25 protein-coding genes are annotated in these 24,314 nt (G+C 59.8%); 24 read left to right on the top strand and 1 reads right to left on the bottom strand.

Annotated features, from left to right (window positions below):
- Nucleotides 1-95: 95 nt before the first annotated feature.
- From flgG to fliP, 7 genes are read left to right on the top strand one after another with little or no spacing between them, the layout of a single operon-like run.
- Nucleotides 96-884 (top strand): flagellar basal-body rod protein FlgG, encoded by a 789-nt coding sequence (flgG, locus tag CPY51_RS18060; protein ID WP_111161624.1) that lies wholly within the window; start codon nucleotides 96-98, stop codon nucleotides 882-884.
- Nucleotides 885-904: 20 nt separating this feature from the next.
- Nucleotides 905-1,390, top strand: a complete 486-nt coding sequence (gene flgA / locus CPY51_RS18055) for a flagellar basal body P-ring formation chaperone FlgA (protein WP_111161623.1) — start codon at nucleotides 905-907, stop codon at nucleotides 1,388-1,390.
- Nucleotides 1,387-2,505, top strand: a complete 1,119-nt coding sequence (locus CPY51_RS18050; protein WP_111161622.1) for a flagellar basal body P-ring protein FlgI — start codon at nucleotides 1,387-1,389, stop codon at nucleotides 2,503-2,505. Before flgA ends, CPY51_RS18050 begins: the two co-directional genes overlap by 4 nt.
- Nucleotides 2,502-3,053 carry a MotE family protein gene (locus CPY51_RS18045; RefSeq protein WP_111161621.1) on the top strand — a complete coding sequence of 184 codons (552 nt, stop codon included), beginning with the start codon at nucleotides 2,502-2,504 and terminating at the stop codon, nucleotides 3,051-3,053. The genes CPY51_RS18050 and CPY51_RS18045 overlap by 4 nt, the downstream gene beginning before the upstream one ends.
- Nucleotides 3,050-3,763: a flagellar basal body L-ring protein FlgH gene (flgH, locus tag CPY51_RS18040; RefSeq protein ID WP_111161620.1), complete on the top strand. Its 714-nt coding sequence runs from the start codon at nucleotides 3,050-3,052 to the stop codon at nucleotides 3,761-3,763. Before CPY51_RS18045 ends, flgH begins: the two co-directional genes overlap by 4 nt.
- A gap of 44 nt (nucleotides 3,764-3,807) precedes the next feature.
- Nucleotides 3,808-4,329 carry a flagellar basal body-associated FliL family protein gene (locus tag CPY51_RS18035; protein ID WP_111161619.1) on the top strand — a complete coding sequence of 174 codons (522 nt, stop codon included), beginning with the start codon at nucleotides 3,808-3,810 and terminating at the stop codon, nucleotides 4,327-4,329.
- Complete coding sequence (gene fliP / locus CPY51_RS18030; RefSeq protein WP_111161618.1) at nucleotides 4,326-5,063, top strand: flagellar type III secretion system pore protein FliP; 738 nt, start codon at nucleotides 4,326-4,328, stop codon at nucleotides 5,061-5,063. Before CPY51_RS18035 ends, fliP begins: the two co-directional genes overlap by 4 nt.
- Nucleotides 5,064-5,130: 67 nt before the next feature.
- Here fliP and CPY51_RS18025 read toward each other — a convergent pair whose 3' ends face one another.
- Nucleotides 5,131-7,074: an O-linked N-acetylglucosamine transferase, SPINDLY family protein gene (locus CPY51_RS18025; RefSeq protein WP_111161617.1), complete on the bottom strand. Its 1,944-nt coding sequence runs from the start codon at nucleotides 7,072-7,074 to the stop codon at nucleotides 5,131-5,133.
- Nucleotides 7,075-7,414: 340 nt separating this feature from the next.
- Between CPY51_RS18025 and CPY51_RS18020 the strand changes: the two genes are divergently transcribed.
- The 17 genes from CPY51_RS18020 (at nucleotide 7,415) to fliQ (ending at nucleotide 24,202) form a co-directional block, all read left to right on the top strand.
- Nucleotides 7,415-8,335 (top strand): flagellin N-terminal helical domain-containing protein, encoded by a 921-nt coding sequence (locus tag CPY51_RS18020; RefSeq protein WP_111161616.1) that lies wholly within the window; start codon nucleotides 7,415-7,417, stop codon nucleotides 8,333-8,335.
- 266 nt (nucleotides 8,336-8,601) lie between these two features.
- Complete coding sequence (locus CPY51_RS18015; protein ID WP_111161615.1) at nucleotides 8,602-9,522, top strand: flagellin N-terminal helical domain-containing protein; 921 nt, start codon at nucleotides 8,602-8,604, stop codon at nucleotides 9,520-9,522.
- 246 nt (nucleotides 9,523-9,768) lie between these two features.
- Entirely contained in the window at nucleotides 9,769-10,698 is a 930-nt protein-coding gene (locus tag CPY51_RS18010; protein WP_111161614.1) for a flagellin N-terminal helical domain-containing protein, read from the top strand.
- Nucleotides 10,699-10,964: 266 nt separating this feature from the next.
- Nucleotides 10,965-11,936, top strand: a complete 972-nt coding sequence (locus CPY51_RS18005; RefSeq protein ID WP_111161613.1) for a flagellin N-terminal helical domain-containing protein — start codon at nucleotides 10,965-10,967, stop codon at nucleotides 11,934-11,936.
- A gap of 264 nt (nucleotides 11,937-12,200) precedes the next feature.
- Entirely contained in the window at nucleotides 12,201-12,836 is a 636-nt protein-coding gene (locus tag CPY51_RS18000) for a hypothetical protein (RefSeq protein WP_111161612.1), read from the top strand.
- Nucleotides 12,833-14,206 (top strand): MotB family protein, encoded by a 1,374-nt coding sequence (locus tag CPY51_RS17995; protein WP_111161611.1) that lies wholly within the window; start codon nucleotides 12,833-12,835, stop codon nucleotides 14,204-14,206. The genes CPY51_RS18000 and CPY51_RS17995 overlap by 4 nt, the downstream gene beginning before the upstream one ends.
- 3 nt (nucleotides 14,207-14,209) lie before the next feature.
- Nucleotides 14,210-15,514 (top strand): chemotaxis protein MotC, encoded by a 1,305-nt coding sequence (gene motC, locus CPY51_RS17990; protein WP_111161610.1) that lies wholly within the window; start codon nucleotides 14,210-14,212, stop codon nucleotides 15,512-15,514.
- 2 nt (nucleotides 15,515-15,516) lie between these two features.
- Entirely contained in the window at nucleotides 15,517-17,100 is a 1,584-nt protein-coding gene (gene fliK, locus CPY51_RS17985) for a flagellar hook-length control protein FliK (protein ID WP_111161609.1), read from the top strand.
- Entirely contained in the window at nucleotides 17,003-17,608 is a 606-nt protein-coding gene (locus tag CPY51_RS17980; RefSeq protein WP_111161608.1) for a transglycosylase SLT domain-containing protein, read from the top strand. Before fliK ends, CPY51_RS17980 begins: the two co-directional genes overlap by 98 nt.
- 280 nt (nucleotides 17,609-17,888) lie before the next feature.
- On the top strand, nucleotides 17,889-18,560 hold the full coding sequence (gene rem, locus CPY51_RS17975; protein WP_111161607.1) for a transcriptional activator Rem: 672 nt from the start codon (nucleotides 17,889-17,891) through the stop codon (nucleotides 18,558-18,560).
- Nucleotides 18,561-18,686: 126 nt separating this feature from the next.
- Nucleotides 18,687-19,979 (top strand): flagellar hook protein FlgE, encoded by a 1,293-nt coding sequence (locus CPY51_RS17970; RefSeq protein WP_111161606.1) that lies wholly within the window; start codon nucleotides 18,687-18,689, stop codon nucleotides 19,977-19,979.
- 22 nt (nucleotides 19,980-20,001) lie between these two features.
- Nucleotides 20,002-21,492 carry a flagellar hook-associated protein FlgK gene (gene flgK, locus CPY51_RS17965; protein WP_111161605.1) on the top strand — a complete coding sequence of 497 codons (1,491 nt, stop codon included), beginning with the start codon at nucleotides 20,002-20,004 and terminating at the stop codon, nucleotides 21,490-21,492.
- A gap of 3 nt (nucleotides 21,493-21,495) precedes the next feature.
- Entirely contained in the window at nucleotides 21,496-22,590 is a 1,095-nt protein-coding gene (locus CPY51_RS17960; RefSeq protein WP_111161604.1) for a flagellar hook-associated family protein, read from the top strand.
- Nucleotides 22,591-22,625: 35 nt separating this feature from the next.
- A complete protein-coding gene (gene flaF / locus CPY51_RS17955; protein ID WP_111161603.1) occupies nucleotides 22,626-22,973 on the top strand; it encodes a flagellar biosynthesis regulator FlaF in 348 nt (115 codons plus the stop codon).
- Nucleotides 22,970-23,419: a flagellar biosynthesis repressor FlbT gene (gene flbT, locus CPY51_RS17950; RefSeq protein WP_111161602.1), complete on the top strand. Its 450-nt coding sequence runs from the start codon at nucleotides 22,970-22,972 to the stop codon at nucleotides 23,417-23,419. Before flaF ends, flbT begins: the two co-directional genes overlap by 4 nt.
- Nucleotides 23,410-23,898 carry a flagellar hook assembly protein FlgD gene (gene flgD, locus CPY51_RS17945; protein WP_111161601.1) on the top strand — a complete coding sequence of 163 codons (489 nt, stop codon included), beginning with the start codon at nucleotides 23,410-23,412 and terminating at the stop codon, nucleotides 23,896-23,898. The genes flbT and flgD overlap by 10 nt, the downstream gene beginning before the upstream one ends.
- A 37-nt stretch (nucleotides 23,899-23,935) precedes the next feature.
- Nucleotides 23,936-24,202, top strand: coding sequence for a flagellar biosynthesis protein FliQ (gene fliQ, locus CPY51_RS17940; protein WP_111161600.1), 267 nt, complete (start codon nucleotides 23,936-23,938; stop codon nucleotides 24,200-24,202).
- The last annotated feature ends 112 nt before the right edge of the window (nucleotides 24,203-24,314 follow it).

The following is a 24,314-nucleotide window of genomic DNA, read 5'->3' as shown; positions in this document are numbered from 1 at the left end:
TTCTCGATAGAAAATGTGGCGAAACAAAAGGTTAGAGCCTTCGGTTTGATGGCATCAAACAGGAAATAGCTCCAACCAGATTTAAGGACGAAGATATGAGAGCGCTTGCCATCGCAGCGACGGGCATGGATGCCCAGCAGACCAATCTCGAAGTGATCGCGAACAATATCGCGAACATCAACACGACGGGTTACAAGCGCTCCCGCGCCGAATTCTCCGACCTTATGTACCAGACCGAGCGGGCCAAGGGCATTGCCAACCGGCCGAACCAGGCGGCGGTGCCGGAAGGTGCCAATATCGGTCTCGGCGTCCAGACGACGGCAGTTCGCAACCTTCATATCCAGGGCGAGCTGTCGCAGACCGGCAACGAGCTCGATGTGGCGCTTGTCGGCCGTGGCTGGTTCCAGATCCAGATGCCTGACGGCACGACTGCCTATACCCGCGCCGGCTCTTTCAACAAGAGCGCGACAGGCCAGATCGTCACGACCGACGGCAACGTCCTCGACCCGGCCGTCACCATCCCGACCAACGCCAGCAACATCACCATCAGCCAGACCGGCGAGATTGCGGCGACCATCGGCACCAACGCTACTCCGACCGTCCTCGGCCAGATACAGCTTGCCAACTTCGTCAACGAAGCCGGCCTGCAGCCGATGGGCAGCAACCTCTTCACCCAGACGTCCGCCTCGGGCGACCCGGTGATCAATACGCCCAATCTCGATGGCTTTGCCTACATCAAGCAGAATTACCTGGAATCCTCGAACGTCGACCCGGTGAAGGAAATCACCGAGCTGATCACGGCGCAGCGCGCCTACGAGATGAATTCCAAGGTGATCACCACGGCCGACGACATGGCGTCCGTGGTCAGCAAAAACCTCAAGTAACAATATAGGAAGGGCCGGACATGATGTTTCGCCGGGCAAGAAGCGTTGCAATCGCGTTCCTCGCCGTAGCAAGCCTGGCAGCCGGATTACTGCCGGCCATGCGCGCCTCGGCCGACGGCATGGGCTATGCCGTTGTTCCGACCGAGGTGATCTATCCCGGTGACGTCATCAGCAGCGGACAGCTTGAGCTGGTCGAAGTAACCAACCCCAACCTGGTCGGCGACTATGCCAAGGCAATCAAGGACGTGACCGGTCTGGTTTCGAAGCGCACGCTTCTGGCCGGCCGGACCATCTCGGTTTCCAGCCTCCGCGAACCTTTCGCCGTCACCCGCGGCGCCAACGTCCGCCTCGTCATGAATGTCGGCGCCATGACCATCACTGCTGCCGGAACGCCGCTCGATGACGGCGCGGTCGGCGACATGGTCCGCGCCCGAAACATGGATTCAGGCATCATCGTCAGCGGCACCGTCCTCGAAAACGGTACAATTCGTGTGGTAGCCAAATGAGACGGTTGCGTCAGCTCCTTGCAGTTCTCCTGGCATTGCCGGGCCTGGTCATCTCCGACCCGGCACTGGCAATGAATTCGCGTATCAAGGATATCGCCTCCCTCCAGGCCGGCCGTGACAACCAGCTTATCGGCTACGGCCTGATCGTCGGTCTCCAGGGCACCGGCGATGGCTTGCGCTCGTCGCCGTTCACCGAGCAATCGATGCGGGCGATGTTGCAGAACCTCGGAATTTCCACGCAAGGCGGCCAGTCCAGCGCCAAGAATACGGCCGCCGTCATGGTGACCACCAACCTGCCGCCATTCGCCAGCCCCGGCAGCCGCATCGACGTGACGGTAAGCTCGCTCGGCGATGCCACCTCGCTGCGCGGCGGCACGCTCATCATGACGTCTCTCAGCGGTGCCGACGGCCAGATCTATGCCGTCGCGCAAGGGTCGGTCATCGTTTCCGGTTTCCAGGCACAGGGCGCGGCTGCCACCGTGACGGAAGGCGTGACAACCGCCGGCCGCGTTCCGGGCGGCGCCATCATCGAACGCGAGCTCCCATCGCGCTTCAAGGACTCGGTCAATCTTGTCCTGCAGCTCAGAAACCCTGATTTCTCCACCTCCATCCGCATCGCCGATACGGTCAACGCCTACGCGACCTCGCGTTTCGGCGGACCGATCGCCGAGGCGAAGGATTCGCAGGAAGTCGCTATCGACAAGCCGAAGATGGCCGACCTTACGCGGCTGATGGCCGATCTCGAAAACCTGATCGTCCAGACGGACACGCCGGCAAAGGTGGTCATCAACGAGCGCACCGGAACGATCGTCATCGGCGCAGACGTCCGCGTATCGCCGGTCGCAGTCAGCTACGGCACCTTAACGGTGCAGGTCAGCGAAAATCCGCAGGTCGTGCAGCCGGAACCGTTCAGCAACGGCGAGACGGCCATCCAGGACCAGACCGACATCTCGGCGCAGAAGACCGGCGGCCGTGTGGCGGTACTCGAAGGGCCTGATCTGAAGACGCTGGTCTCCGGATTGAACAACATCGGCGTCAAGCCGGACGGCATCATCGCCATCCTGCAAGGGATCAAGTCGGCCGGCGCACTCCAGGCGGAGCTGGTTCTGCAATGAGAAGCATCGACGTGACTTCGAAAATGTTGGTTGCTTGCCGGGCACTTCTCTTGCCCGCGATCGCGGTCGTCATGCTCACCATCCCCGGCGCCTTCGCGCAGGAGGCGCCGAAACCGGCGAGCGACCCCGCCACCAGCCAGGATGAAATCCGCCAGTTCTGCACAAACATCGCCGACTCCGCCCGCGATCAGCGCTACCTCCTGCAGAAGCAGGAGCTGGAAAAGCTGCAGGGCGACGTCGACGCACGCATCGCAGTCATGGACAAGCGCAAGGCGGAATATGAGGACTGGCTCAAGCGTCGGAATGATTTTCTGCAGAAAGCCGACGCCAGTCTGGTCGATATCTACAAGAACATGAAGCCCGACGCCGCCGCTGCAAGCCTGAACGACGTCTCCATCGTAACGGCCGCCGCGATCATCATGAAGCTCTCGTCGCGCCAATCCGGCCTGATCCTCAGTGAGATGGATCCGGAGAAGGCGGCGAAGGTGACGAACATCATGGCGATGGCGCTGAATCCGAATACGTCGAAGTCGAAGGACCCCACATGAACAAGCGTCTCTCCGCCACGGTCGCGGCTGTCGTCTTCCTCGCGAGCTGCCAGTCGCAGGCGCTGAAGGAAATCGGCAGGGCGCCGGCGATGAGTCCCATCGGCAGCGGGCTGCAATATGCCCAGACGCCGCAGATGTCGCTTTACCCCAAGCGTCCGCACCAGGTCGCGCAGGGCTATTCGCTCTGGAGCGACAGCCAGGCGGCACTCTTCAAGGATTCGCGCGCCCTCAACGTCGGCGACATCCTGACCGTCAACATTTCGATCAACGACAAGGCGAACTGGGACAACGAGACCAACCGCAACCGAACCAACAAGAGCGATCTGAACTGGAACGGGACGGCGAAGATACTCGGATGGAGCCCGAGTTCGTCAGCCGACGTCACCTCGGGTTCCGATACCAGCACCGATGCCAAGGGCAAGATGCAGCGCTCGGAGCAGGTCACCCTGCTTGTCGCGGCAGTCGTCACCGGCATTCTTGAGAACGGCAACCTGATGATCAGCGGTTCGCAGGAAGTCCGGATGAACCAGGAGATCCGTATTCTCAACGTCGCGGGTATCGTTCGACCGCAGGATGTCACCGCCGAGAACACCATATCCTATGAAAAGATCGCAGAAGCGCGCATCTCCTACGGCGGCCGCGGTCGCCTGACGGAAATACAGCAGCCGCCACGCGGTCAGCAGGCGGTCGATCTTCTCTCGCCGCTGTAACGGCAGGGCGCATACGCGACGGGATTAAGAGGCGGGCAGGGAACATGGCAGAAGCAGAAGGCACGGCGGGCAAGAAGAAGTCGCCGCTGGTCATGACGATCGTGGGTCTGCTGATCTTGAGCGCCGTCGGCGGCGGCGGCGGCTGGATCCTCGGTTCGATGATCGCGCCGAAGATTGCATCCGCAAAGACGGAGCAGAAGGCCGAGGCCACCGCGGAGGCTGCAAAGCCGGAGGGAGGCAAGAAAGGCGAGGAGCCAGGATTGCCGCATCTCGCGACCGAAGCCAACGGCATCGTGCAGCTCGAGCCCATCACGTCGAACCTTGCCTACCCCTCGGAAAACTGGGTGAGGCTGGAGGTGGCGCTGATGTTCAAGGGGCCGCCGGATGCCAAACTGGCCGAGGATATCCACCAGGACATCCTCGCATACATCAGAACCGTTTCGCTCCAGCAGATCGAAGGTCCGCGCGGCTTTCAATATCTTAGGGATGACATCCAGGAACGTGTTGACCTGCGTTCCGAAGGCCGCGTATCGAAGGTTATGTTCAGAACCTTCGTGATCGAATGATTCGATTATTCATTCTTGCTGCCATCATCTTTGCGGTGCCTGAACTGGCGGCGGCTCAACAGCTGCCGAACGACCTTTTCACTGCGCCCCTGAACGGCTCCGCCGCCTCCTGGATCATTCGCACGTTCGGCCTGCTGACCATCCTCTCGGTCGCGCCCGGCATCCTGATGATGGTCACGAGCTTTCCGCGGTTCATCATCGCCTTCTCCATCCTGCGCTCGGGCATGGGCATCGCGACGACGCCGTCCAACATGATCCTGCTCAGCCTGTCGCTGTTCATGACGTTCTACGTCATGGCGCCCACCTTCGACAAAGCCTGGCTGGACGGCGCCCAGCCGCTGATGGCCAATCAGATCACCGAGACGGTGGCGATCCAGCGTATCGCCGAACCTTTCCGCACCTTCATGTCCGCCAATACGCGCGACAAGGATATCAAGCTGTTCGTCGACATCGCGCAGGAGCGCGGCCAGACGGTCACCGATGGCGACAAGATCGATTACCGCGTTCTCATTCCGGCCTTCATGATTTCTGAGATCCGCCGCGGCTTCGAGATCGGCTTTCTCGTCGTGTTGCCATTCCTGGTCATCGACCTCATCGTCTCGACCATCGTCATGGCCATGGGCATGATGATGCTTCCCCCGACCTCGATCTCCTTGCCGTTCAAGATCCTGTTCTTCGTGTTGATCGACGGCTGGAACCTTCTGGTTGGCAGCCTGGTCCGCTCATTCCACTGAAAGATCCGTCGACTTTGGCGGGACGCGAATAAAGGAGGCCGCCGGGAGGGTCCCGAGCGGCCTCATCTTATTCAGCAGCGATCGCGACGCCGTCAGGCTCGTCGGCCTGGAAGGGCGTTGTCCTGGCGGGGAGTGCCGGCACATCGATATGGTCTGGCTCGAGGCCGGCCTTGGCGCGCTCGACCATCATGGTATAGCCGGTCTCCAGATGGTGGCAGAACCGCTCTGCATCGAACAAGGGCTTGATGTAGCGGTTTTCGATCAATCGCTCCTTGAGGGCGGCAACGCGCTTCGGATCGTTGCAAAGCTCCACTGCCATGTCCTCGTAGCCCTGCAGATCGGGCGCCACCAGTTCCGGCACGCCGATCGCGTTCAACAGGCTCTCGCTGACGCGTGAGGCGAAATTCGTGCCCTTGACTGTCAGCAGCGGCAATCCGCCCCAGAGCTGCTCCGACGTCGTGGTATGGCCATTGACGGGGAAGGTGTCGAGACCGAGGTCGGCCAGCTGCTGACGGTCCATATGGAGCAGGTAGGGAATGCGCGTCGTGAAGATCACCCGCTTGCGGTTGATGCCACGCTCTTCGAAGCGCAGAGCCAGATGGTTCTCGGCGCGCGGACCGTTGCAGATCAGCCAGAGGACGCTGTTCTTCGTCCGCTTCAGGATATTGCACCAGATGTCGAGCATCTGCGACGTGATCTTGCGGTTGCCGTTGAACGACGCAAAGACGAATGCGTTTTCGGGCAGGCCGTGTTCGGCGCGGGTCGTCGGACGAGGTATCGGGCGATGCGTCGGATCGTTCGGCTGATAGGTCTCCGGAAGACGGCACAGCTTTTCGTGGAAATGCTGCCTGGAGTGGTCAGGCATCACGTAGTGGTCGCCGATCATGTAGTCGAGGTCGATATTGATGGTCGTGCCGGGAAAGCCGAGCCATGAGACCTGAATGGGGGCGGCCATGTGATTGAGGATGGTGACGCGCGTTTCCTTGGTGTGCCCCTTCAGATCGACGAGAATGTCGATCTTCCGGTCGCGGATCATCTGCGCCGCTTCCCGGTCGGACGTCCCGCGAATGTCGACCATGGTGCCCCAGGTCGAATAATCGAAATCAACGGCCTTCTGTGCTTCGACACGCGAATGGTCGAACAGGGTGATTTCGAATCTTTGCCTGTCGTGCAGTTCCAGAATGCGTTGCAGCAGCTTCATCGTCGCATGGTCGGGCCAGAAATCGGCGGACAGGTAGCCGATGCGGATCTTGTCGGACCAAGTGTGAGGAGCCTTCCGCCTCGCGGCGGCATGGCCGGCGGGAAGCGGCGAGGTGTCGTGGACCGCAAGCTTGTTCAGCGCCTCGTCGCCACACCAGTGCAGATGGAAGAACGGGTTGTCCAATCTGACGTAGTCGAGTTTGCCGGCCGCGGTTGCGGCAAGGATCGGCGCAGCGTGGACGTCGACGGAGGCGAGATCGGAAATCTCGCGGCAGAAGATCAGGTAAAGGGTCCGGAACGTGATATTCGCCGGATCCTTCTTGAAGAGGGTGGAGACGATGTGCCAGTTGCCCTCGTCGTTTAGGTCATCGGTCAGAAGCTTTGCTGCCATCAGCAGATGCTTGAGATGAGAGCCGTTCGCCAGGACCTTCTTCAGGCCGCCCAGCAGCTCCTTCTGCTGCCGCCTCAGAAAGATCGCGGCCAGGACGAACGCGACGTCGGGGTCCTTGAGCGCCAGCGGGAAGATCAGGTTGCCGATCGACACGACTTCCTTCTCGTTGCCATCGTCGTAGTGCAGCAGCATCGCTTCGCGAAGGTAGTCTTCCCGAATGGGCGACTGCCGCCCGGCAAGGCCATAGGCCTTCGCCGCGTCCGACCGGAAGCCGAGCTTCAGCAGCGTCTTGGCAAGCAGCGCATAAACCTTGGGCGACGTGTCGACGTCGATCACCGAGTTCAGCGTCTCAAGCGCACGGGTATAGTGGCCTTTTTGATAATACTTGGATGCCGTCGAAAAGGCGATTTTCGTATTCAAAAGCGAAAACTCCGAGCGAAATTACGGTTTATGTCCGGCCGGCGGCCAGCGTCGACCATCATGGATTCGACGGAAGACTAGCTGGCGTAGCTTGCCTGAAGCCGATGTCGCAGTGCCCACATTGAAACACCTTCACCGTGCGTTAATCACGTTGCGCGGTAGGCCTTTCGCCGCTCGCGTTCTTAAGATGTTGGCAAGCAATGGATGCGAGTTTGTGCGTGACATGACGGATTTGGTCCCCAACAGATTGGGACCGAGGCATGAAGCCGCTCCGTCATCGCCGGTATCTGAAGTCCGGTAATGTCCTCCTTTTTGTATCCAGTTCTCAGGGGACACACTTATGACAAGCATCAATACAAACAACTCCGCAATGGCAGCCCTCCAGACGCTGCGCGGCATCAACAACAACCTGAACTCCACGCAGAAGGCCGTTTCGACCGGTCTCCGCGTTTCTTCGGCTTCCGACAACGCTGCCTACTGGTCGATCGCAACAACCATGCGTTCTGACAATGGCGCCATGGGTGCCGTTTCCGACGCCCTCGGCCTCGGCGCTGCCAAGGTTGATACCGCTTCGACCGCAATGGACAGCGCGATCAGCATCGTCCAGTCGATCAAGGCAAAGCTCGTCACTGCCGAAGAAGGCAGCGTTGACAAGGGCGACGTCCAGGACGAAATCTCCCAGCTGCAGCAGCAGCTGTCGAGCGTTGCACAGTCCGCTTCGTTCAACGGTCAGAACTGGGTTGTTGCATCGTCCGGCGCTTCGGCATCGGTTGTATCTTCCTTCATCCGCAGCGCAACCGGCGGTGTTTCGGTTCAGAGCTCCAGCTACACGTTCAGCGACACTGCTACCGGCAACGTCCTGTTCGGCTCTGACTCGGTCGGCGTCATCACCACCAGCTCGGGCATCCTCGGCACGACGACCACGTTCGGTTCTTCGAGCTACTCGGTCTACAGCCTCGACATCACCAACATGACATCTGGCGGCATCGACACGGCGCTGACCATGGTTGAAAACGCGTTGACCGCAATGACCTCGGCTGGCTCTAAGCTCGGCTCGATGTCTTCGCGCATCGACCTGCAGACGACTTTCGTCTCTTCGCTGAGCGACTCGATCACGTCAGGTGTTGGCAAGCTCGTAGACGCCAACATGGAACAGGAATCCAGCAAGCTTTCCGCCCTGCAGACGCAGCAGCAGCTTGCCATCCAGTCCCTCTCGATCGCCAACTCCTCGTCGCAGAGCATCCTGTCGCTCTTCCGTTAAGCGCAGCGGTAGCGACAACGAAATTCGGCTGGGGCAACTCAGCCGCATTTCTAAACAAAGAGTTAAACCGCACCTGATTAAGGTGCGGTTTTTTTTATGTTATTAGGAATTTCGTTTAGATATTTTTTACCATCTTGATGTCTTATGAGCCCATCGAAACGGCGAGTTAACCTTAACAGTTTGGTTAGCAGGCATGAAGCTGACAGCCGTTCCCGGTGGCAATCCGGAATGTCCCTTTTAACACTGCCAAGGGGCAATGAAACAATATGACAAGCATTATCACGAACAATGCAGCAATGGCTGCTCTCCAGACGCTGCGCGGCATCAACAACAGCCTCGGGCAGACACAGAATGCTGTCTCGTCCGGCCTGCGCATTTCCACAGCTTCCGACAACGCCGCTTACTGGTCGATTGCAACAACCATGCGCGGCGACAACGGCGCCATGAGCGCTGTCTCCGACGCACTCGGCCTCGGCGCTGCCAAGGTTGATACCGCTTCGACCGCAATGGACAGCGCCATCAGCATCGTCCAGTCGATCAAGGCAAAGCTCGTCACTGCCGAAGAAGGCAGCGTTGACAAGGGCGACGTCCAGGACGAAATCACCCAGCTTCAGCAGCAGCTGTCGAGCGTTGCACAGTCCGCTTCGTTCTCCGGCCAGAACTGGATGGTTGCATCGTCCGGCGCGTCCGCATCGGTTGTATCTTCCTTCATCCGCAGCGCAACCGGCGGCGTATCGGTTCAGAGCACAAGCTACACGTTCAGCGACACTGCTACCGGCAACGTCCTGTTCGGCTCTGACTCGGTCGGCGTCATCACCACCAGCTCGGGCATCCTCGGCACGACGACCACCTTCGGTTCTTCGAGCTACTCGGTCTACAGCCTCGACATCAGCAACATGACATCTGGCGGCATCGACACGGCGCTGACCATGGTTGAAAACGCATTGACGGCAATGACCGCTGCCGGTTCGCAGCTCGGTTCGCTTTCTTCGCGCATCGATCTGCAGACGACCTTCGTCTCTTCGCTGAGCGATGCAATCACCTCAGGCGTCGGCAAGCTCGTTGATGCCAACATGGAACAGGAATCGAGCAAGCTTTCTGCCCTGCAGACGCAGCAGCAGCTGGCAGTTCAGTCCCTCTCGATCGCCAACTCCTCGTCGCAGAGCATCCTGTCGCTCTTCCGTTAAGCGCAGCAGCCATCAAACCATCGAAAAACAGAAACCGCGCTCCGAAAGGGCGCGGTTTTTTCATGCGATTGGCTTTTAGGACCGCGCGTTAACTATTGATTAATCATAATGTTGTCATCTGCCCCTAACGCAACGGTTGGTTAACTTCACCTAAGGGCCGGTTAACAGGCATGACGCTGATCACCGTTACCGGCCGTAAGACCGGAATGTCCCTGCTAAAATCACGCCATAAGGGGCAATTTTTCAATGACCAGCATTCTCACGAACAACGCGGCAATGGCAGCTCTCCAGACGTTGCGCGGCATCAATTCCGATCTCGGGCACACTCAGAACGCTGTTTCGTCGGGCCTGCGCATTTCGAAGGCTTCTGATAACGCTGCCTACTGGTCGATCGCGACCACCATGCGCTCCGACGGCGGCGCGATGAGCGCCGTTTCCGACGCCCTCGGGCTCGGCGCTGCCAAGGTTGATACCGCTTCGACCGCAATGGACAGCGCCATCAGCATCGTCCAGTCGATCAAGGCAAAGCTCGTCAGCGCCGAAGAGGGCAGTGTCGACAAGGGTGACGTCCAGGACGAAATCACCCAGCTGCAGCAGCAGCTGTCGAGCGTCGCGCAGTCCGCTTCGTTCTCCGGCCAGAACTGGATGGTCGCATCGTCAGGCGCTTCGGCATCGGTCGTGTCATCCTTCGTCCGCAGCGCCACCGGCGGTGTTTCGGTTCAGAGCACCAGCTACACGTTCAGCGACACTGCTACCGGTAACGTCCTGTTCGGCTCCAATTCGACCGGCGTCATCATTACCAGCTCGGGCATCCTCGGCACTGTCCAGACCCTGGCCAACAGCGCCACGAGCTTCTCGGTCTACAGCCTCGACATCACCAACATGACCTCTGGCGGCATCGACAGCGCGCTGAGCATGGTCGAAGGCGCACTGAAAGCCCTGACGGCTGCCGGATCGCAGCTCGGTTCGCTTTCCTCGCGCATCGACCTGCAGACGAACTTCGTCTCTTCGCTGAGCGACTCCATCAGCTCCGGCGTCGGCAAGCTCGTGGACGCCGACATGGAAGAGGAATCCAGCAAGCTTTCTGCCCTGCAGACGCAGCAGCAACTCGCGGTACAGTCCCTCTCGATCGCCAATAGCAGCGCTCAGAACATCCTTTCGCTCTTCAAGAACTAAGAGGGGTAGTCCTCAGGCCATTTGCAGGCCGCGCCGGCGACGGCGCGGCCTCATTTTTCTCGAGCCTTGACCGTGGCTTGCGTGCAATTCGGCGAGCGCCGATTAGAGCTTGCAGAGGTCGTTGTTGTTTTGTTAACTCTGCGTCGTAGCTGATTTGCTGCAAGCGACGGGCCGCGTTGGGAAACTTCCCACAGGCGGGCATGAGGCCGAAACGTCGTTGCCGGTTCTATCCGGCCTGCCACCCTCCACAAACATACGGGCTTTCGATGGGCACTTCGATAAACTCTGCCGCCTTGGGTGCGCTGACCGTGCTGCGCGGTGTGAACAAGGACCTTGAGAAGGCTCAGGAGCAATCCTCGTCGGCGCTTCGTGTCGAGACGGCGGCGGACGATCCGTCCTACTGGTCAATGGCGACGACGATGCGCGCCGACAGCAGCAGCCTCTCGACCATCGGCGACGCCATGGGTCTCGGCCAAAGCAAGGTCGACACCGCCTCCACCGCGATGGATAGCATCGTCAAGACGCTTTCGAGCATTCAGAATATCCTTGTCAGCGCCCAGGAAGCCGGCGCCGACAGGACAGCATTGAACCAGACGTTGCAGCAGCTTAAGGGCACGCTGCAGACGACGAGCCAGAGTGCATCCGTCGCCGGCGAGAACTGGCTGTACAATAGCGACCAGCAGCCGGACCTTACGAAATCCGTCATCAGCGGCTTTGCCCGTGGAACCGGCGGCCAGGTCTATCTCCAGTCGGTCAATTACGATGGCTCCCAGGCCTTGATGATCGACACCGCCGATCCGAGCCGCGGACTGCTGACCAAGAATATCGACGCCAACACGATCCAGTCGGATGGAACGTCCACTCCTCGCAACTACTATCTTCTGCCGGTGGGGACTGGTTCCGCCCAGACTGCAGGTACGGAAATTTCGCTCTCCAGCACCACCACCACGCAACAACTGTCCGATATGCAGGATGTCGTGGCCAAGCTGCTCGCATCCGCTACCTCTGCCGATTCGACAATGGGTGTCATGCAGTCGCGCCTCGACCAGCAATCGACCTTCATCTCGGATCTCACCGACAGTCTGAAGACGACCATCGGCAGCCTGGTCGATACCAATCAGGAAGAAATCTCTGCACGGATCACGGCACTGACGACGGCGCAGCAGATGGGCGTACAGTCGCTGTCGATTGCCAATACCATGGCAAGCAAGGTGCTCATCCTGCTCCAGGCCAATTGATCGCCAATCGCTCGCCCAACCGCTCGAATGTCTGCCGGCAAGGGTCGGCATCATTCATCCTCGCACAAGTTTGACCTCATACTTTCCAGTCCTAAGGCATGGACCTCTGCCGCTCGGCAGGCTTTGCCGAAGCCGCGTTGGCGGCCACAGGACGGAAACCGGAAGCGTGATGATCAACGTTTTGAGCATGAAAATCGAGGCAGCGGATCGAACCGATCGCGCGGATATGAGCCGTCCAGGAAATCTGACAGGCGGACGCAAAGCATGAGTCCTGCACTTTCGCGCTATTTGAAGGATTTTGGCGCCGAGAGACCGGCGCCCGCCACCTTTGATCCCACGCCGTCCTTCGAGAATCCGGGCGGCTTTGCTGATATGTACGAGGAGCCGGCTGTCGACATCGAAGCCGAGCGCCGTGAAGCCTATGCCGAAGGTCACGAGGCTGCCACGCGGGAACTTTCGCTGAGACATCAGGCCGAGATCGACGAGCGTGCATCGGCGCATTCCCTCGAACTCGACGCCCTTCGCGCCGAGTATGAAATCCAGGCCGCCGAGCACATTGCGTCGAGCCTTGGGAAAATCGCCGTGGCGCTCGGGCAGGCGGTCAGCGTCGAAACGTCAAATGCGCTGGCGCCCGTCATGACGGAGGTGTTGACGCAGAAGGCTGTCGCCGATCTCGCTGATCTGGTAACTGCCGCCATCCTCGAAGGTGTGGTCGGAACGATCACGGTCGATGGCCCCCGTCATCTCTTCGAAAGCCTTGCCGCCCATCTCGGCGAAAACAGCAGCATGCTTCGGCACGTCGAGGCGAAGGACGTCGATCTTTCCGTGACCATCGGTGACAGCGTTCTCGTGACGCGCATGTCCGCCTGGGCGGATAGCTTGAGGAAGATCCTGGCATGAGCGACAACGAGAACCATCACCACGGCAAGAATGAAATCATCATCATCAAGCGTCATGGCGGCGGCGATCACGAGGGCGGCCATGGCGGCGCCTGGAAGATCGCCTATGCCGACTTCATGACGGCGATGATGGCCTTCTTCCTGGTGATGTGGCTGGTGAATGCGGCAAACGAGGAGACGAAGGCCTCCGTCGCCTCCTATTTCAACCCCATCAAGCTCGCTGACGAGAAGCCATCCGAGAAAGGCTTGAAGAAGCCCGTCGACCAGGCTGACGGCGAAGAAAAGCACGATAAGTCGAAGCAGAAGGAAGAGCAGCAGACCAACGGTACGTCGGCAAAGACCGGCGAGGACCAGACGGCGACTGCGGGCGATCAGACCAATTATTCCGAGGCGGACTTCTTCGAGAATCCTTATTCGGTACTCGCCGAAATCGCTCAGGAAGTTGGGCAGCAGGCAAATGTCAGCGCCAAGGGAGACGGCGGCGCCAGCACCTCGGGGCCTGCGACCGGAGCCGACGGCGGCGAGGCCTATCGCGATCCTTTCGATCCTGACTTCTGGACCAAGCAGGTTCAGGTCTCCAGCGCGTCGAAAAAGAACGACAAGGAAGACTCAAAGAGCGAGACGGCGTCGAAGGGCGAGGTCGTGGCCATGGCTAAGGCCACCGCCTCCGATTCCGGGGAGATAACCGACAAGCCGCAGACGCCGGAGGATCAACCGACGGTGTCCGATCAGCAATCGCCGGAAAAGCCGCCGGTGCCGGGTCAGAAGAAGCAGGCCGGCAAGCAGCCGGCACCATCCGATCAGGCGAATCTGGGCGAGAAGTCTGGCGAGCAGAAGGCTGGGGATCAGAAGGCAGAGGCGGCGGATAAGAAATCCGCAGGCCCAACATCAGCGACCAAGGATCAGGAGAAGCAGGCCAAGGACTTGCAGCAGGCCATTACGCAGCAGATCAGCGGCGTTGCCGGTCAGCTCGCGGAGGGCCTTGTGGTCACGCCGTCGGAAGGCGGACTGCTGGTGACGATCTCCGACCAGGGCAACGATCCGATGTTCAACGTCGGTTCGGCGGTGCCCCGCAGGGAGATGGTGCTGGCGATGGAAAAGATCGGCAAAATCCTTGCAGACCGAAAGGGCGGGATCGTCATCCGCGGTCACACCGACGGGCGCCAGTTCAAGGGCGGCCAGAACGACAATTGGCGCCTCTCGCTCGACCGTGCCGAAAGCGCCTACTACATGCTCGTCCACGGCGGGCTGGACGAAAAACGGATATCGCAGGTGTCGGGTTTTGCCGATCGTCGGCTGAAATTGCCGGACGATCCGCTCAACGACGCAAACCGCCGTATAGAGATCCTCGTGCAGGGGACGCAAGGGTAGCTCATGGCGCGCGCAATGCATCGCTACAGCCTCATGCTCGCCTTGACCCTCGGCACGCTCGTGCCGGGGTCCGGTCGTACGGAAGATCAGCAGGATCTTCCGCCGTACAAGATGCTGCGCTCGCTGCAATTCGTCCAGGATTCGGTCGTGCTCGGGGACAACTCGGCTGCAGAAATGCAGCGATTTCTGCTGACCACGCTCGACGAGCGCTTGCGGTCCGCCGACAAATCCGTTTTTGACGACGTGCGGAACGTCGATGCCGTGCTGATCTATGCGATGAGCGGCGGCAATCCCGCGACCCTGGAATATCTGATGTCGCGCGACGTCGATGGTCATTTCGACAACCGCGTCGCCGACGTACTCCGCAAGTACCTGACCGGCAAAGGCCTGCTGGTCGTCAACACGATGGCAGACGCTGCCAAGGAATATCGCGACAAGAAGATCGGCCCCTATCTGTCGTTGGTAGCCGGCAATGTGATGAGCGCCAAGAACCCGAAAGCCGCCCTCCAGCTCTACGACTGGGCGAGGTTGATGGCGCCGGGAACGATCGTCGAGGAGGCAGCGCTGCGCCGTTCCATCGCGCTGGCAACCGAGGCAAAGATGGTTCCCGAAGGGCTCGGCTATTCGCAGCGCTACGTCAGGCGCTTTCTTCATTCGCCTTACGCAAGCCAGTTTGCCGATCTGTTCGTACAGCTGGCGGTCGACGAGAGTGCCGAGATGAAGCCACAGGACGTTGTCGACATCCTCTCCTTCATGGATGCGCCGCGGCAGCGCGAAGTCTACCTTCGCATCGCTCGGCGAGCCGCCGTCGCCGGCAAGAACGAGCTGGCAAGGATGGCGTCAGCCCGTGCGCAGGATATCACCAGCGACGACAGCGAGGCATTCAGCGCGCTGGCGAGCTTCTATGGCGGTGTAGCCAACGTCTCGACGCCGGATGTCGGCGTCGCCGTTCGGGATATCAATCTGGTTCCGGAGGGCGAGCTCAATGCACCGGACCGCGCCCTTCGCGATGCCGCCAAGATGATAGCAGAGCAGGTCCTGCGAGCGCCGGACCCGAAAAGCCTGACGCAAGCCACGTCGTCTAGTGTTCCCAATCAAGGTAATACTGAACACGATGCAGCCGCTGCCACCGAGGCGCCAGGAGACAAATCCTCCGGTTCGGCGAGTGTTGAGCCGGGAGCCGCCGCTGAGGTGGCGACCCAGGAGGGAGGGGGGCAGGACGCCGCTTCTTCATTCAATACATTCGTCACGACGAGCCGATCGAAGCTTGATGCCGTCGATGGCCTGTTGAAGCAGGAAGGTCACTGACCATGGTGGATATCGCTATTCAGAATGCGCCGTCTGGCCTCGATGCCCTGACGGCGTCGAGAAGCGGCCGCAGCGCCAACCAGGATGACAATGGCAAGGCGTTCTTGCTCGCTCTGTCAGGCTCCGGCGGCGGCGGGCGGCAGCCAGCGTCGAGCGCGGCAAAGGATGACGGCCAGACCGCCCCGCAATCGGATTCCGATGCCAATGCGGACACGGCCCCTTCCAGCGACCCGAGCGGCGCGGCCACGGCAGCAGACACCACAACGGCTGAGGATGCATCGATGGCGACCAATGCTGCCGGCTCACCGACCGACGTCAAGGGTCAAACGGTTCCGACCGGCCTGAAGACGCCGCCGTTGCTTTCCGGTTTCCCGAAGTCGCTTCTGGGCCTGCAGAAGCCGGCACTGGCCGACCAGTCGCAGCCGACAGATGCCGCACCCTCGACTGACGTGATGCCGGCTGTAGATGCCGCGAATCCGACCGGCGACCCGGTTCAGCAACTGGCTGCCACGGTTCCGACGGATCAGATTGCGCAGGTCCCGGCCGTTCAGACTGATGCAACCGATCCTGATAAGGCAGTTAAGACGACCGACTCTGCCGACAGCAAACCGACAGACACGCCGGCTCCCGATGCGAGCGGCGCCGTATCGGACGCACTGTCGCTGCTCAATGTTCCCCAGGTAAACGCGGCCCCGGCTATCCTCCAAACCGTCGCTGCCGCATTCGCCGCCGCTGATACACAGACGCCGGCAGAGCCGGCGCCTGAGCAGCCGCTTTCGAAGGTCGCCACAGACAAGATGACCAGCTTGTCGGATGTCATCGGCACCGATGCCGCACCGGCGACGACGACGGACGGCGCCGCGCAGACGTTCAAGCTCGTTCGTGCCAACGGCCGCAGCGGCTCGATGGATATGTCGATCGGCAAAGGCAGCGACGACACCGCACAACTCGACGTCAAGACCACGACAGGCGGCACAGGCGATACCATAACCGTGCTCGACTCGCGCCGCTTCCTCGGGCTCGCCGATGGTTCCAATTCGTCGCTCGTCACAGGTGCGTTGTCCGGTGACAAGGAGTGGGCGGCAACCATGCGATCGAGCTCGGCGATGGCCAGCGCCGACAGCGCGACCAGCACCGGCAAAGTCGTCAATACGCTGAAAATCCAGATGAATCCGATCGACCTCGGTCTTGTGACGGCCAACATGCGGCTGTCGGGAGATCAGTTGACCGTTGATCTCAAGGTTCAGTCCGCGGAGGCCTATCGCCAGCTGACCAACGACCAGAGCAAGATGGTGGACGCGCTCCGAGCACAGGGTTTTGCCGTCGATCGCATTACGGTTTCGATGTCGCCGGCGGCGTCCGACGGAGGCGACAGACAGAGCCAGCCGGGCTTCCAGGGCCAGCAGTCGCAGCAGCAGTCCACCGCCAACCAGGGGCAGGGCAGCGAGGCGCAGGCGAGACGGCAGGGCTACACAGGGCAACAGACGAATGGAAACGACAGTGGCCGGAGCTCGAAGGACGTGGCCGTGGACGACGGCGTTTCTGGCGGCTCTCAGCGCGGTCGCTCTGGTAGCGTCTATCTCTAGCGCCGAAGCATCGGCGGATGGCCTTTGCGAGCGCGAAATACAGTCCGCAGCCGCGAAATATGGCATCCCCGAGGGCATTCTCTACTCGGTCGGGCTGACGGAAACCGGGCGCAGGGGATCGCTTTATCCGTACGCGATGAACATCGAGGGAAAGCCGTTTTTCCCGCCATCCGAAGATGCCGCGCTGCAGCAGTTCGCGATGGCAAGACAAGCGGGCGCCAAGCTGATCGACGTCGGTTGCATGCAGATCAACCAGTACTTCCATGGCGAGAATTTTGCCTCCGTCGAGGCCATGTTCGACCCCCACGCAAACGTCGAATATGCCGCGAAATTCCTCCGCGATTTGCACGACAGGCATGACACCTGGACCATGGCGGTTGCACGCTACCACGCAGGCCCGAACAACAATCCCGAGCAGAAGATCTATGTCTGTCGGGTCATCGCCAATCTGGTGGCGACCGGCTATGGCAAGTGGACCCCGAACGCAGCCACTTTTTGTCAAAATTGATTAGCCATTAAGTTGCATTTTTATCACATTGGCACTCCGTCCATTATGGCGACAATGCGGACAAAAAATGGAAGGCAAGACGGACCTTCACAATGTATTAATTTTTCCACCGCTTTCTTGTATATAAATGGCACAGCACCTACTAAATGTAGGTCAAATCGCATCCTAAATCTTAAGCAATGGTTAATTTACGTCACTCACTTCCTGCAGTTGTTCGTGATTCGCCCGATTCGTACCCATAGCGCATCGGAAACACCACAACTGATTCGGAGGCGGACGAATGATCGTAGTGGTTGATGAGCGAGAGCTCGTTAAAGACGGATACACTTCTCTTTTTGGGCGCGAAGGCATTCCTTCCACGGGGTTCGATCCCCGGGAATTCGGCGAGTGGGTACAGACCGCAGCCGACGGCGATATTGCAGCTGTGGAGGCGTTTCTGATCGGCCAGGGACAGCACGTTCACCAGCTCCCACGCGCAATCCGCGATAGGTCGCTTGCCCCTGTTATAGCGGTCAGCGACCATCCTTCGCTTGAGGCGACTCTGGCGCTCTTTGATTGCGGCGTCGATGACGTCGTCCGCAAGCCGGTTCATCCAAGGGAAATCCTTGCCCGCGCCGCCGCCATCCGCCGCCGTCTCAAGGCGATCGCCAACTACACGGAAGTCGGCTCCATCAGGGTATTCTCCGACGGTCGCGACCCTGAGATCGGCGGCGACGTTTTCGCCCTGCCACGTCGCGAACGGCGCATCCTCGAATACCTGATTTCCAATCGCGGACGCCGGGTCACCAAGACCCAGATCTTCAGCGCGATCTACGGCATCTTCGACGAAGAGGTCGAGGAGAACGTCGTTGAAAGCCACATCTCGAAGCTGCGCAAGAAACTGCGCAAGAAGCTCGGCTTCGATCCGGTCGATTCCAAGCGGTTCCTTGGATATTGCATCGACTGGAACTGATGCCGAAAGGCAGTCACTCGCATCCCTGAGAAGCTGCTTCATGATGACCGGCTTTTCCTCTCCAGACAGCTTCACGCAAGGCAGGCCACTTAGTCTTGCGATCACGAGGAAAATGAGGATTTTCACATGAGCATTTTCGGCAGCATGAAGACGGCGGTTTCAGGGATGAATGCCCAGGCAAACCGTTTGAGCACGGTTTCGGATAATATCGCGAATTCCAACACAACCGGTTACAAGGAAGCTTCCACCAGCTTCTCCTCCCTCGTTCTGCCGTCGGGTTCGGGAAACTACAATTCCGGTGGCGTCGAAACGACCGTTCGCTACGCGATCGATCAACAGGGCGATGTTTCCTACACCACGTCAGGTACCGATCTCGCTATTCAGGGCAGCGGCTTCTTCGTTGTGCAGGATGCCGCCGGAACGCCCTACATGACCCGTGCCGGCGACTTCCAGCCTGACAGCTCGGGAAATCTGGTAAACTCGGCCGGCTTCACGCTCATGGGTTATTCGTATGGCTCGGGCGCGCCGTCCGTCGTCGTCAACGGCTTCAGCGGCCTCGTTCCGATCAATGTCAATCAGACCGGCCTGACCGCAATCGCTTCGACTAGCGGTAGCTACTCAGGCAATTTGAATTCGAATGACGCGGCCATTACTGCCAACGGAGCGGGTACCAACACCTCTGCCTCGACCTACTCGGAAAAGAGCTCCGTGATTGCCTATGATAGCCAGGGCAACGCGATTACCTACGACGTCTACCTCACCAAGACAGGCACCAATGCCTGGGATGTTGCAGTCTATAATCACGCAGACGCGAGCACCGGGACCACGCCGTTTCCATATGGTGCGGCCAGTTCGGCCCCCCTTGGGTCTGGCACCATGAAATTCGATAGCAGCGGCCAGTTGATCACGACGCCGGCAGCCAGTGCAGGCACGATCACTTCCACCGCCCCGCTGGTCATCACGGACGGCACTCCCGCCCGCACGATTTCCATGGATATGTCGGGGTTCACCCAGCTCGCGGCCAGCTTCACAGCAACTGGTGACGTTAACGGCCAGGCGCCGAATGCAGTGAAGAGCGTCACGATTGGCAAGGACGGAACCGTCGCCGCGCTTTACGGCGACGGCAGCACCAAAAATCTCTATCAGATTCCGCTGGCAACCGTTGCAAGTCCTGACAAACTCACCCTGCAGAGTGGCAATGTCTATTCTGCCAACGGCGAGTCCGGCGTGACAATCACCGGTTTCCCGCAGTCCGGCCAGTTCGGCTACATCCAGTCCAGCGCCCTCGAAGAATCCAACGTCGACCTCGCAAGCGAGCTGACGAACATGATCGAGGCTCAGAAGAGCTACACGGCAAATTCCAAGGTGTTCCAGACCGGGTCCGACCTGATGGACGTTCTTGTGAACCTCCAACGGTAAAATTAAGAGTTAGAGGGCGACCATGTCACTCACTTCGGCACTCAATACCGCGCAGTCGATATTCAACAATACGGGCACGCAGAGCAGCGTCGTATCGAACAATATCTCCAACGCGAACAATGCAGACTACGTCCGGCGCCAGGCGGTATTGACCGTCTCGTCGGGCGGTGCCCAGGTGGTGCAGATTGCCCGCAATCAGCAGCCGTCCCTCCAGCGTCAGTTTTTGAGCAGCACATCAAGCGACGCGGCCCAGCAGCGGGTGCTGCAGGGGCTCACCGACATTCAATCGGGTACCGTGGGCGGCAACGACAGCGAGTTGGCGCCTGCGACGTATCTCAGTGCTTTCCAAAAGGCACTGACGACCTATGCCGGCTCGCCCAACAGTACGACAGCGGCACAGGCGGCGATAACCGCCGCCCAGGACGTCGCCACCTCGCTCAACAACGCGACGAACGCTGTCCAGGCGGTGCGCACCAGCGCCGACAAGGAAATCAAGACGAATGTCGACACGCTGAACAAGCTGTTGACGCAATTCCAGACCGCAAACGATGCGGTCAAATCGGCAACGGCTCTCGGCGGCAACACGTCGACAGCGCTGGCCGATGCGCTCGACCAGCGCGATAGCGTGCTCAAGCAGATCTCGTCGATCGTCGGTGTCACGACTGTTACGCGCGACAACAACGACATGGCGCTCTACACGTCAGAGGGAACGACCCTCTTCGAGACCTTGCCGCGCACGGTGACCTTCAGCCCGACGAATGCCTATAGCGCATCTACTACGGGCAACGCGGTCTACATCGACGGAGTAGCCGTCGATGCCGGAACCGGCGCGGCCACCACCGGGCAGGGGACGTTGCAGGCGCTGCTGCAGGTTCGAGACGAGACGGCGCCGACATATCAGAGCCAGCTCGATGAGATCGCCCGTGGCCTCGTGACCATGTTTTCGGAAAAGGGAACGGGTACGCCGGCTGCGCCGACATTGCCTGGCCTATTCACCTGGTCGCCCGCAGGTGGCGCTACGCCCTATACGCCGACGACAAGCACCGTAATCCCCGGCATCGCTGGAACGATCACAGTCAGTTCGTCGCTGATCACCTCGCAGGGCGGCAATCCCAATCTTCTGCGCGACGGCGGCATCAACGGGACCGGCTACGTCGAAAACACCAGCGGCGATGCCAGCTACTCCACGCGGCTCGACAACTACGGCACTGCGATGAACGCCGATATGACGTTCGATCCGACGGCCGGCGTCGATACCAGCACGAATATTCTCAGCTTCTCCTCCGGTTCCGTGGGCTGGCTGGAAGCGCAGCGCAGCGCGGCAACGTCGGGCGCGGAGAATACGTCGGCGGCCCTGTCTCGCTCAAGCGACGCCTACTCCAACGGAACGGGCGTCAATCTGGACGAAGAGCTGACACTGATGATGGACATCGAGCAGTCCTACAAGGCCGGCACGAAGATATTGAATGCCGTCAACGAGATGCTTCAAGCAGTTCTAGATATTGCGAGCTAAGCGATGAAACTTTCCACGATCTCAAGCAACGCGATCCAAAATGCCATGCGGCTGACCATCCGGCAGTCGCAGAACGACATGACGCAGGCCTCGCTCGAGGCGACGACGGGTGTCTACGCCGATATCGGTGTTTCGCTCGGTGGGCAGACGGCACAGAGCATCGACCTGACCCGCGAGACCTCGCGCATCGACGCCATTCTTGGCAGCAATTCCATTGCTGAGGGCAGAATGACCGCCTCGCAGGACGCCATGAAGAACATGACGACGGCGGCGCAGGATTTCATGAACCAGCTCATCGCGCTTCGCGGCAACAAGGATGGATCCAGCGCAACGCTGACGCAGCAGACTGCGACCGATGCACTGAGCAGTCTCGTCGGCGCCGGAAACACCATGCTTGGCGGCCAGTACATCTTCGCCGGCACCAACACCGACGTGCAGCCGCTGACAGACAATACCGCTACCGCGACGTCAACCATTCAGACCGCGTTGACGGCCTATGCGGCCACCCAGGGCGTGGCGGTAAACGCGCTCACCGGCACCCAGATGACGTCGTTCATCACCAGCTACGTGGAGCCTGCATTCTCGGGAACGCCTGCTTCGCCAGTACCGCCGGTCCTCACCGACTCTGGCGGCGCTACGATAACCATACCGGATTGGTCGACCTGGTCGAGCGCATCCAGCCAGAACCTGACGAGCCGGATCAGCAACTCGGAGGTGGTTGAAACCTCCACCAACGCGAACGGCCCAGGTATGCGCTATCTGGCGCTGGCAGCAACGGTGACGACCGCATTGTCGGGACTGACCTTGAGCCCGGACGCTGCGAATGCGGTCACCGACCAGGCCACCAGCTATGCCCGCCAGGCGGTCGATGGCTTGAACAATCAGGCAAGCCAGCTGGGTCTTTCCCAGTCGCGCGCCACCAAGGCGGACGACGCGTTGAATGCCCAGAAGGACATCTTCAACAACAACATCGTCGATCTGCAGGGCGTCGATCCCTACGAGGCCTCGACCAAGGTCAACAGTTTGGAAACGCAACTTCAGACCGCTTACACAATCGTCTCGAAAATACAGCAGTTGAGTCTCGTGAATTACCTTTGATGATCAAGGGTTCGCAAGAATAAGAGGATGCATGAATGTATCAGTTCTCATATGCGGAAGTCATGCAGGATGCGGTGGTCGACGCCAGGGAACGGGAGCGCCAGGTCCTGGACCGCTCGATAGCTCTCCTGGCCGCGGCAAAAGAAAAAGAAAAATACTCTCGGGAAGCAATCGAGGCTCTGTTTTACACCAGACGGGTTTGGGTCGCTTTCATCGAGGATCTGAAGAACCCCGAAAATCAGCTTGAGATACAGCTGCGCGCCAATCTCATCTCTATCGCCATCTGGATATTGAAGGAATGCGAGAGGATCAGGAAGCGGCAGTCGACGAATTATCAGGGCATCATCGATGTCACCACCATCATCAGGGATGGACTTAAATGAAAAGTACCCTTCGTATATCGCTAAAAGCCGGTGAGAAAATCTTCATAAATGGGGCCGTGCTTCGCGTAGACCGCAAGGTCGCTTTGGAGTTCCTGAACGACGTGACCTTCCTTCTCGAGAACCACGTTCTCCAGCCGGAAGACGCAACGACACCGCTTCGCCAGCTCTATTTCATAGCGCAGATGATCCTCATCAATCCGGAAGGCAAGGAACAGTCGACGACGATGTTCCGCAAGTCGATCGTGATGTTGTTGACCTGCTTCAAGAACGAGGAAGTTCTGGCCGAGCTGAAGCGTGTCGACGGTCTCGTCGCTACCGGTCGCGCCTTCGATGCCCTCAAGGCTATCCGGGGTCTCTACACGGTCGAGGATGGCATCCTGAACAACCAGGAAATGCCCGCTGCGACGATCGAACAAATTCGCAAGGAAATCGCACCATGGCGGTAGACCCGGTCAGCGCTATCTCGACCAACAACGCCGCTGCCTCAGGCGACGCCAACAGCTCCAATTCGGCGACGGCGGCAGCTGGCGCGACCATCAACTATAACGACTTCCTGCAGCTTCTCATCGCCCAGATGAAAGACCAGGATCCGACCAGCCCGATGGATGCCAGCGCGCAGATCTCGCAGCTGGCCAGCTTCTCGCAGGTCGAACAGCAGATCCAGACCAACAACCATCTGGAAACGGTGCTCACCAACCAGATGCTGTCCCAGGCCGCGAACTACGTCGGCAAGGACATCATCAGCGCCGATGGCACGGTCAAGGGTACGGTCAAGGAAGTCAGCGTCTATTCCGACGGCATCATTGCAATTACCGAGGCAGGGGATAAGGTTCTCGTGCAGCCGGGAATCAGTGTAACGCCGGCCGGCGGCAGTGCGGACATCGATACCACGTCGACAACCAGCACTGACAGTTCGACCAACTAAACACTGGTCCCTCGTATGAAGCGGGAATGGCCTCGACATGAATGAAGCTGATGCACTGGACATCTTTCAGGCCGCGATCTGGACAGTCCTCATCGCGTCGGGTCCGGCTGTCCTTGCGGCCATGATTGTCGGCCTGGTCATCGCCATCATCCAGGCGCTGACCCAGATTCAGGAAGCGACGCTGACCTTCGTGCCGAAGATCGTCGCGGTCATGGTGACGGTCGGCGTTACGGCCCCGTTCGTCGGTTCGCAGATCTCGATCTTCACCAATCTGGTGTTTTCGCGCATCCAGTCCGGCTTTTGAGCGCGAGACGCAAGGGCTGACCGGCCCCGCAATCATCCTCGCGCAAGCTTCACCCCCTAATTCTCGGTTTGAATAGGATAAGTGGCAACGCCGCTTGTCCCCTCTCATGAAG

Origin of the sequence: Arminella tubonensis (assembly GCF_003240585.1) — a bacterium.
GTDB lineage: Bacteria > Pseudomonadota > Alphaproteobacteria > Rhizobiales > Rhizobiaceae > Rhizobium > Rhizobium tubonense.
Note: the sequence above shows the minus strand (reverse complement) of the source record. Positions and strands in the feature narration are given on the sequence as shown.